The following is a 2,608-nucleotide window of genomic DNA, read 5'->3' as shown; positions in this document are numbered from 1 at the left end:
CGTTCCAGGCGTAGATAAAGCTGTCGAGAGTTCGACAAGAAATGCCAATTTCTTGCTCCATAATATCAACAACTTTGCCTTGAAAGGACGTACCCAAGACCTCATAGCCAGCTTCTCTATAGGCTTGAGCGACGGCCTTTAATAGTGTGGTTTTACCAGTACCGGCTTTCCCATTAAGAATGCAAATATCCGGACCAGAGCAAAGATGAGAGATAGCGCCTCTTTGCTCTTCAGACAATGCAAAACCGAGTTCTTCTTCACGATGTTCAATGGCCTTTAAAACCAGCTCTTCTGAAACAGTTTTGCTCTGCCGTTGAGATAAAGTTTCCCCAAGATGGAGGAGGTATTCTTCTTGTTGTTGATATGAAGCGGACGTAAAAATTTTCTCGCGGTTGATGTTCTCACCAACAGCAGCGACCAGGTCCGTATTTTTGAGCAAACCCTCCGTAAATTTGGCAACTATGTTGTTCATCCCGCCTTCAAATATAGCATTCTGGTTGTGATTGGCCGTTTTCAAAATCAATTCAGGAGATACCTCAACACCCTCAACCTTCGCTTGCAAAAGGGCAAAAAGTTTTTCGTCACCGCTCACCCGGCGGATGATTTCTTCTTCAAGATGTTTGCGTGTAAAGGCGGTGCGCTTAAGGGACACTTCATGAATGAGGATCACTGGATTCTTGCAAAGAATCTCAATATTTTTTTGCCGAATGTTGTCATTTTCAGAAACAATGCGTGAATATTCACCTCGTTCTGCAAGCCTCTGGGCATACCATCCTTCATGACGGGTGGGTAGCAAATCGAGCCCTTGATCTGCATAGGATCGGCTATCAATGCGAACCTCATGCCCACCTAAAGCCAGGTGTTTATTGGCCACGATTTCCCATGTTTTCCGTGTGACAAGAAGTTCAGTTTTGGTGACAATGTCCCTATCTTTTCGGAAAGCGAATACATCACCTTCAAGAACTCGCCGAGTGATTAACCCATGAAAGTGGGGGTTCCCCTCATCCCAGTGAATAGCGTATTGTACCACAAGACCTCGGGAGACAAATCGCTCCCTAAGAAACTCTTCCACACAGGCTTCTGCTTCCAGTTGACTAAACTCGATGGGCAATGCCCCCATGATAGTTTGAGCCGTTTGTGTTGTATTGAGGAAGTGTTCTCTTGCTTCTAAACTCTTCTGGTTTTTATCGGGATTACGAGCATTTCCTCTGAACCTTAAGGTCGCAAAGTCATCTTCAAAAGTCTCAACATGATTCCATAAGGTTTCCGCATTCTTTGCCCAAGCTGGAGCCTCCTCAGGGGCTAGAATGCGGCTGACAATGACATCTTCCTTACATACATAATCATGACGAATGCCAGTGCGTTCGTCCAGTTGACGACTCGCCGAAATATACGCGCTAAAACCCACCGCAGAGCGACCCTCACTGCGGGAGATAAAGCCAAGATTGAGCGAGTAAATCGCCATGAACACCTAAAGAGGCGTCAATCCATTGTGTAATAATGATGCGAAGTCTCTAAAAAAGGTCTGCCGCTGACCTTAAACTATCATCTCGCCTGTGGCCGTAAAACACAGAGGACTGCCAGTCCCCGACTGGCAAGTCCGCATAAGTGCGCATCTAAAGATGACGGCCTAATGAGAAATTTACACTTTTATATATTTTGTATCAATATATTTTTTGATACTTGTATCGAATATGTAAGTTTGTTATACTGCAACCGTAAAGAGGCAAAATGTAAAGCAAGCTCTTAGGTGAGAAACCAAATACCATTTTGATTTCAAACAATGAGCAGGAAGACAGGGTGAGGGGCGCGGAGCGTATATGGATACGTGAGCACCCCAAGTCCGAAGTCTGACCCCTTCATTGGAAGAAAGCGAATTGGTACAAGAGCCTTAACAAAGGAACCATACACATGAGTGTCTCACTAAAATTACGCCAACTTGAATCCAAAATCTCAACTCTCCAAATCCAACATCAGAACCTTCTGAAGGACCGACAGCGTGAAATCGCAAGCCTCGTAACATCTCTTGAGCTTGCCCATGTTGAGGATAATCTCCTTATTGGATCCCTACTCTTTCTTAAGGACAAAATCTCCACTCAAGACCCAATACTGGAGACCTGGCGCAATACAGGAGATCGATTTCTGCGCCGTTCAAAATCTAAAAAACAGCCTCCTCGCCTCCCATTTGAGACGGCTGCAGCAAAATCTAAACCGCCTCAGAAATTTTCTTAATCGAGAAAAACAGAGAATGAAACAGCAAAGCAATGACGGCCGTAAAAATCGTACTCGACTGTTAATTCAATGTGGTGGTCTGCTCTCCAAATCCGGCCTTCTGGAAGCCTTCCATATCACCTCAGCGGACGATCTCCAAGTCTATGAAAACCGCCCTAAAGCTCTCCAGCTTCTGGGCTTTCTCATAACTTGTTTTGAAGAAAATGAGTTCAATGAAGATAACTTTGAAAGGTGGAGATCTGTTGGGGAGAAGCGTTTCTGATTCTTATTTCCTTTCCTTAAAATTTTTGCTAAGGTATCTCCGAAATGCAGGAGGGGGCTGCAGCGCATTTCCAATATAACAGGGTAAGGCAAAAGGTTAACTTAACCACCCCCA

At 44.7% G+C, this 2,608-nt stretch carries 3 protein-coding genes; 2 read left to right on the top strand and 1 reads right to left on the bottom strand.

The genetic code is table 11. The features are described from left to right. A partial coding sequence (locus tag K2Y18_07435) for a MobA/MobL family protein (GenBank protein MBX9805566.1) occupies positions 1-1,465 on the bottom strand: 1,465 nt, incomplete at its 3' end. Between the two features lie 446 nt (positions 1,466-1,911). Between K2Y18_07435 and K2Y18_07430 the strand changes: the two genes are divergently transcribed. Together K2Y18_07430 and K2Y18_07425 are read left to right on the top strand one after the other, a co-directional pair. Further along, the gene (locus K2Y18_07430) at positions 1,912-2,232 is read left to right on the top strand and encodes a hypothetical protein (GenBank protein ID MBX9805565.1); all 321 of its coding nucleotides are present in this window, start codon (positions 1,912-1,914) and stop codon (positions 2,230-2,232) included. Positions 2,233-2,248: 16 nt separating this feature from the next. Continuing rightward, the gene (locus K2Y18_07425; protein ID MBX9805564.1) at positions 2,249-2,494 is read left to right on the top strand and encodes a conjugal transfer protein TraD; all 246 of its coding nucleotides are present in this window, start codon (positions 2,249-2,251) and stop codon (positions 2,492-2,494) included. Positions 2,495-2,608 lie beyond the last annotated feature (114 nt).

It is taken from the genome of Alphaproteobacteria bacterium, assembly GCA_019746225.1.
Lineage (GTDB): Bacteria > Pseudomonadota > Alphaproteobacteria > Paracaedibacterales > VGCI01 > VGCI01.
Note: the sequence above shows the minus strand (reverse complement) of the source record. Positions and strands in the feature narration are given on the sequence as shown.